This is a genomic window from Allosphingosinicella sp. (assembly GCF_036570505.1).
Taxonomy (GTDB): Bacteria; Pseudomonadota; Alphaproteobacteria; order Sphingomonadales; family Sphingomonadaceae; genus Allosphingosinicella.
Genome location: NZ_DATCYB010000070.1, coordinates 1 through 6,681 on the forward strand (window position 1 = coordinate 1; position 6,681 = coordinate 6,681).

Annotated in this window: 6 protein-coding genes; all 6 read left to right on the plus strand. The window is 64.9% G+C overall.

Annotated elements, in window-relative coordinates; genetic code table 11:
• The coding region (infB, locus tag VIR62_RS08820; protein WP_431870488.1) for a translation initiation factor IF-2 at positions 1–2,199 on the plus strand (2,199 nt) is incomplete at its 5' end.
• 89 nt (positions 2,200–2,288) lie between these two features.
• Entirely contained in the window at positions 2,289–2,690 is a 402-nt protein-coding gene (rbfA, locus tag VIR62_RS08825; RefSeq protein WP_431870490.1) for a 30S ribosome-binding factor RbfA, read from the plus strand.
• A gap of 14 nt (positions 2,691–2,704) precedes the next feature.
• Positions 2,705–3,226, plus strand: a complete 522-nt coding sequence (locus VIR62_RS08830) for a GNAT family N-acetyltransferase (protein ID WP_431870492.1) — start codon at positions 2,705–2,707, stop codon at positions 3,224–3,226.
• Entirely contained in the window at positions 3,205–4,122 is a 918-nt protein-coding gene (gene truB, locus VIR62_RS08835) for a tRNA pseudouridine(55) synthase TruB (RefSeq protein ID WP_431870494.1), read from the plus strand. Before VIR62_RS08830 ends, truB begins: the two co-directional genes overlap by 22 nt.
• Positions 4,123–4,139: 17 nt before the next feature.
• On the plus strand, positions 4,140–4,409 hold the full coding sequence (rpsO, locus tag VIR62_RS08840) for a 30S ribosomal protein S15 (protein ID WP_431870496.1): 270 nt from the start codon (positions 4,140–4,142) through the stop codon (positions 4,407–4,409).
• Between the two features lie 152 nt (positions 4,410–4,561).
• A partial coding sequence (pnp, locus tag VIR62_RS08845) for a polyribonucleotide nucleotidyltransferase (protein ID WP_431870498.1) occupies positions 4,562–6,681 on the plus strand: 2,120 nt, incomplete at its 3' end.

The window sequence follows — 6,681 nt, forward strand, 5'->3', positions numbered from 1 at the left end:
ACCGCGCTCGAGGAAGCGCGCCGCCGCGAGGATCGTCAGGCGCAGGAAGCGACCGAGGACGAAAAGCGCCGCGCGGAAGAGAATCGCAAGGCCGAGGAAGAGCGACAGAAGGCTGAGGAAGAAGCGCGCAAGGCCGCCGAAAAGGCTGCCACCGCCAAGCCGCGCGCCGAGCCCGATCTGTCGGCGCCTGAACCGGCCGCCGCCGAGGAGGAAGAGCGGCGTGGCGCGCATGGCCGTCCCAAGCATGCTCCTGCGGCCAAGAAGCCCGAACCGGCCCGGCCGGCTCGCAGCGGCCGCGACGATCGACGCCAGTCCGGCAAGCTCACGGTTACCCGCGCCCTCACCGACGGCGACGGCGGCGCCCGTGCGCGTTCGATGGCCGCGCTCAAGCGCGCGCGCGAAAAGGAAAGACGCCACCATCAGCAAGCCGGCCCGGCAGCCAAGCAATATCGCGACGTCGCGGTGCCGGAAGCGATCACGGTCCAGGAACTCGCCAAGCGCATGGGTGAGCGCGGCGCCGACCTGGTCAAATCCTTGTTCAAGCTCGGCATGCCCGTAACCGTCACGGAAGCGATCGATCAGGACACCGCCGAATTGCTGGTCGAGGAATTCGGCCACCGCATCAATCGCGTCTCCGAAGCCGACGTCGAAATCGGCATCACCGGCGATGAGGATGCGCCGGAGACGCTCAAGGCCCGTCCGCCGGTCGTCACCATCATGGGCCATGTCGACCACGGCAAGACCTCGCTGCTCGACGCCATCCGCGGCGCCGACGTGGTCGCGGGCGAGGCCGGCGGCATCACCCAGCATATCGGCGCCTATCAGGTGAGCCTGCCTGACAATTCGAAGATCACCTTCCTCGACACGCCGGGCCACGAGGCCTTCACCGAGATGCGCGCGCGCGGCGCCAACGTCACCGACATCGTCATCCTGGTCGTCGCGGCCGACGATGGCCTGAAGCCCCAGACGGTGGAGGCGATCAACCACACCAAGGCGGCCGGCGTGCCGATGATCGTGGCGATCAACAAGATCGACAAGCCCGGTGCCAACGCGCAGAAGGTCCGCGAGGAGCTGCTGCAGCACGAGATCGTCGTTGAGGCGATGTCCGGTGATGTCCAGGATGTCGAAGTCTCGGCGCTCAAGAAGACCAATCTCGACAAGCTGCTGGAAGCGATCGCGCTCCAGGCGGAGCTGCTTGAGCTCAAGGCCAATCCCGACCGCACCGCCGAAGGCACGGTCGTCGAGGCCAAGCTCGACAAGGGCCGCGGCCCGCTTGCAACGGTGCTCGTCCAGCGCGGCACCTTGAAGGTCGGCGACATCTTCGTCGTCGGCGCGATCAGCGGCAAGGTTCGCGCGATGATCGACGACAAGGGCCGCCAGGTGAAAGAGGCTGGTCCCTCGGTGCCGGTCGAGGTCCTCGGCCTCTCCGGCGTTCCGTCGGCCGGCGACATCTTCACGGTGGTGGAGAATGACGCGCGGGCGCGCGAAGTCGCGGCCTATCGTCAGAGCGTCCTCGACAAGAAGCGGACGGCCACCGCGCCGGTCAACCTCGAGAATATGTTCGCCGCCAAGGGCGACCAGCCGGTGGAATTCCCGCTTGTCGTCAAGGCCGACGTGCAAGGCTCGGTCGAGGCGATCGTCAATGCCGTCAACCGTATCTCGAACGAGGACATCAAGGTCCGCGTTCTCCATTCGGGCGTCGGTGGCATCACCGAGAGCGACGTGACGCTGGCGGGTGCCTCGGGCGCGCCGATCATCGGCTTCAACGTCCGTCCTAACGCCAAGGCGCGCGAGATTGCCGAGCGCAGCGGCGTTGAGCTTCAATATTACGATGTCATCTACCACCTCACCGACGCGGTGAAGGCGGCGATGGCGGGCGAGCTTGGACCGCTGATGATCGAGAATGTCGTCGGCCGCGCCGAAATCCGCGAGGTGTTCTCGGCCGGCAAGCACGGCAAGGCGGCCGGGTTGCTGGTGACCGAGGGCGTGCTCCGCAAGGCGTTGAAGGCGCGCATCACGCGCGAGGATGTCATCATCTATCAGGGCGAGATCGCGTCGCTGCGCCGGTTCAAGGACGACGTCGCCGAGGTTCGGGCCGGGCTCGAATGCGGCGTGACCTTCACCCAGAACTTCACCGACATCAAGCCGGGCGATTTCCTCGAAACGTTCGAAGTCGAGGAACGCGAGCGGACCTTGTAGCGTCACCCAGCGAAGGCTGGGGTCCCAGCGAGCAGGTTCGTGGCTGTTCGCCTTGGGATGCCAGCCTACGCTGGCATGACGGAGTGGCAATGAGAAACAACGAAAGCCCCGAAGGCCGCTCCGTGCGCCTGCTTCGCGTCGGCGAGCAGGTGCGCCATGCCTTGAGCGAAATCCTGATGCGGGGGGACGTGCATGATGAGGTGTTGGCCAGCCATTTCGTGTCGGTCACCGAGGTGCGCATGTCGCCGGACCTGCGCCACGCCACGGTGTTCGTGAAGCCGCTGCTCGGCGCGGACGAGGCGGAGGTGATCGCGGCGCTGAAGCGCAACGTCCGTTATCTGCGCGGCGAGGTCTCGAAGCGCGTGAACACCAAATATGCGGCGATGCTGAAATTCCTCCCCGACGAGAGCTTCGATGAGGGCACCCACATCGACCGGCTGCTGCGCGACCCGAAGGTCGCTCGCGATCTCGCGGGAGATGAAGAGGAGTGAGGCTCGGTGAGCCGATGGCCGACGGTGAGCTGTGGCTCGACCCGTTGCACGAAACCCATCGCGATGCGCTGGGGGCGGCCTGCGCCAGAGATACGAGTATATGGCAAATCTACTCGGTCTCTTACGGACCTGAGCAGTTCGCCCAGAACTTCAATGCTCTCCTCTCACGACAAGGCTGGCGGCCGTTCGCTATGTTCGAGCGGGATGAGCTTGTCGGGATGAGCGCCTATATCGCGATCGACGAGGGTCGTGGCGTCCTTGAGATCGGGAATACCTACATTGTGTCGGAGAAGCGCGGCACCGGCTTTAACCGAATGGTCAAGCAGCTCATGATTGATCGAGCATTCTCTTGCGGCTTTCGCAGAATCGAGTTTCGCGTCGATGCCCGCAATCGGCGTTCCCAGGCGGCGATGGCGAAGCTCGGCGGAGTTCGCGAAGGCGTGATCCGCGCCGAGCGTATTACCTGGACCGGCCATGTGCGCGACACGGTGCTGTTCTCCATCCTGGCGAGCGAATGGCCCTCCACGGCTGGCTGATCATCGACAAGCCGGTGGGGCCGGGGTCGACGCAAGTGGTGTCGGCCGTGAAGCGGGCGCTGCGCGACGGCGGCTATCCCAAGGTGAAGGTCGGCCACGGCGGGACGCTCGACCCGCTGGCGAGCGGCGTGCTGCCGGTGGCGCTGGGGGAGGCGACGAAGCTGTGCGGCCGGATGCTCGACAGCGACAAGGTCTATGAGTTCACAATTGGCTTCGGTGTGGAGACGAGCACGCTGGATGCGGAAGGGGAGGCGGTCGCGACCTCCGACGTTCGGCCTACATTGGCTGAGGTGGAGGCGCTGCTGACGCGCTTCACGGGCGAAATCGAGCAGGTGCCGCCGGCTTACTCGGCGCTGATGGTGGAAGGGAAACGAGCCTACGACCGCGCGAGGGCAGGCGAAGACGTGGAGATGAAGACGCGGCGGGTGACCGTGTATGAACTCTTACTCCGTCATCCCCGCTTTCGCGGGGATGACGAGGTGCACGAGATCACCCTCATCGCCCGGGTCTCCAAAGGCACCTACATCCGTTCCTTGGCACGGGACATCGCCCGAGTCCTCGGCACCGTCGGTTCCGTCACCCTATTGAGGCGAACGAAGGCGGGACCCTTCATCCTATCCCAGGCGATTTCGCTGGACAAACTGGGCGAACTCGCTAAGGCCCGCGCACTTGAACAGGCACTCTTGCCATTGACGGCGGGGCTGGACGACATCCCGGCTCTCCCCGTCACCCCCGATCAGGCAAGGCTGCTCCGCCAGGGGCAGAAAGCGATCGGGATAGCCGCACAGCCAGGGCTCTACCTAGCGACCGACCAGTCTGTTCCGGTTGCGCTTGTGGAGCTTTCCGAAGGTGAGTTTCGGTCAGAGTTGAAGGTGGTGCGCGGCTTCAACCTCTAGTACGAAAGGAATGGACGATGTCGGTTACTGCGACACGCAAGCAAGAAATCATCAAGGACAACGCCCGGGGTGGCACCGATACCGGTTCCCCGGAGGTCCAGGTCGCGATCCTCACGGAGCGCATCGCGAACCTGACAGAGCACTTCAAGACCCACGCGAAGGACAACCATTCGCGGCGCGGCCTCTTGATGATGGTCAACAAGCGCCGCTCGCTTCTCGATTATCTCCGCAAGGAAGACGAAGCGCGCTATCTCGATCTTATCGCGAAGCTCGGTCTTCGCAAATAAACGTCGGAGCGGCCCCACCGGGGCCGCTTCGCATATCGGGCCTTCGCAATTCGGCGGCGCCCGATTGGGTCATATGGGCCCAAACTCACCGGGCAGAGGCTCGGTTTATAGGCCGCCCGCCGCATAGGGCCGCGGGCGAGAAGGAAAAACAGATGTTCAACATGAAAAAGGTAGAAATCGAGTGGGGCGGAAAGACCCTGACGCTCGAAACCGGCCGCGTCGCCCGTCAGGCCGACGGCGCCGTATTGGCAACCTTGGGCGAAACCGTCGTCCTTTGCGCCGTCACCGCGGCCAAGAATGTGAAGCCGGGGCAGGATTTCTTCCCGCTGACCGTTCACTATCAGGAAAAATTCTCGGCCGCCGGACGCATTCCGGGCGGCTTCTTCAAGCGCGAGCGCGGCGCCACCGAAAAGGAAACGCTGACCAGCCGCCTTATCGACCGGCCGATCCGGCCGCTGTTCCCCGAGGGGTTCTATAACGAGGTTCTGGTGATCGCTCAGGTGCTCTCCTACGACGGGGAGAACGAGCCGGATGTCGTCGCGATGGTGGCGGCGTCGGCCGCGCTGACGCTTTCGGGGATTCCGTTCATGGGGCCGATCGCCGGCGCGCGCGTCGGCTATATCGACGGCGAGTATATCCTCAACCCGACCCAGGAGCAGATCAAGGAAGGCGAGCTCGACCTCGTCGCCGCCGGCACCTACGACGCCGTGCTGATGGTGGAATCGGAGGCCAAGGAGCTTTCCGAGGACGTCATGCTGGGCGCCGTCATGTTCGCCCACAAGGAAGGCCGGAAGGTCATCGAGGCGATCATCAAGCTCGCCGAGCAGGCCGCCAAGGAGCCCTGGGAGCTGGCCGAGGCCACCGACACGTCGGCCGTCAAGCAGCAACTCCGCGATCTCATCGGCAACGACATCGCCGAGGCCTATCGCACCACCAGCAAGTCGGAGCGCTCGGCCCTGCTCAACGCCGCCCGCGACAAGGCGAAGGAAGCGTTCGCCGAAGCAGAGCCGCAGGCCCAGATGGCCGCCAGCAAGCTGGTCAAGAAGCTGGAGGCGGAGATCGTCCGCGGCGCCATCCTCAAGGACGGCCGCCGCATCGACGGCCGCGACACCAGGACGGTCCGTCCGATCGAGGCGATGGTCGGCTTCCTGCCGCGCACCCACGGCTCCGCCTTGTTCACCCGGGGAGAGACGCAGGCCATCTGCACCACGACCTTGGGCACCAAGGACAGCGAGCAGATGATCGACGGGCTGGAGGGCCTTTCCTACCAGCGCTTCATGCTGCACTATAACTTCCCGCCTTATTCGGTCGGCGAAGTGGGCCGCTTCGGCGCCCCGTCGCGGCGCGAGACCGGCCACGGCAAGCTCGCCTGGCGCGCGCTACGCCCGATGCTGCCGACGCCGGAGGAGTTTCCCTACACGATCCGCGTCCTTTCCGACATCACCGAGTCCAACGGCTCCTCGTCGATGGCGACGGTGTGCGGCGGCAGCCTCGCGATGATGGACGCGGGCGTTCCGCTGAAGCGTCCGGTCTCGGGCATCGCCATGGGCCTCATCCTGGAAGGGAAGGACTTCGCGGTCCTCTCCGACATCCTGGGCGACGAGGATCACCTCGGCGACATGGACTTCAAGGTGGCCGGCACGTCCGAAGGCATCACCAGCCTTCAGATGGACATCAAGATCGCCGGCATCACCGAGGAGATCATGAAGGTCGCCCTGCACCAGGCCAATGAGGGCCGGGCGCATATCCTGGGCGAGATGGCCAAGGCGCTCGACCACACGCGCGGCGAGCTTTCGGCCCACGCGCCGCGTATCGAGACGATGCAGATCGACAAGTCGAAGATCCGCGAAGTCATCGGCACCGGCGGCAAGGTCATCCGCGAGATCGTCGCCGAGACCGGCGCCAAGGTCGACATCGACGACGAGGGTGTGATCAAGATCAGCTCGTCCGACGTCAAGCAGATCGAGGCCGCCCGCGCCTGGATCCAGGGCATCGTCGAGGAGCCGGAGGTCGGCAAGATCTACAACGGCAAGGTCGTGAACCTGGTCGATTTCGGCGCTTTCGTGAACTTCATGGGCGGCAAGGACGGCCTCGTCCACGTCTCGGAGATCAAGAACGAGCGTGTGGAAAAGGTCAGCGACGTCCTCTCCGAAGGCCAGGAAGTGAAGGTCAAGGTTCTCGAGGTCGACCAGCGCGGCAAGGTCCGCCTGTCGATGCGCGTCGTCGACCAGGAAACCGGCGCCGAGCTGGAGGACACCCGTCCTCCGCGCGA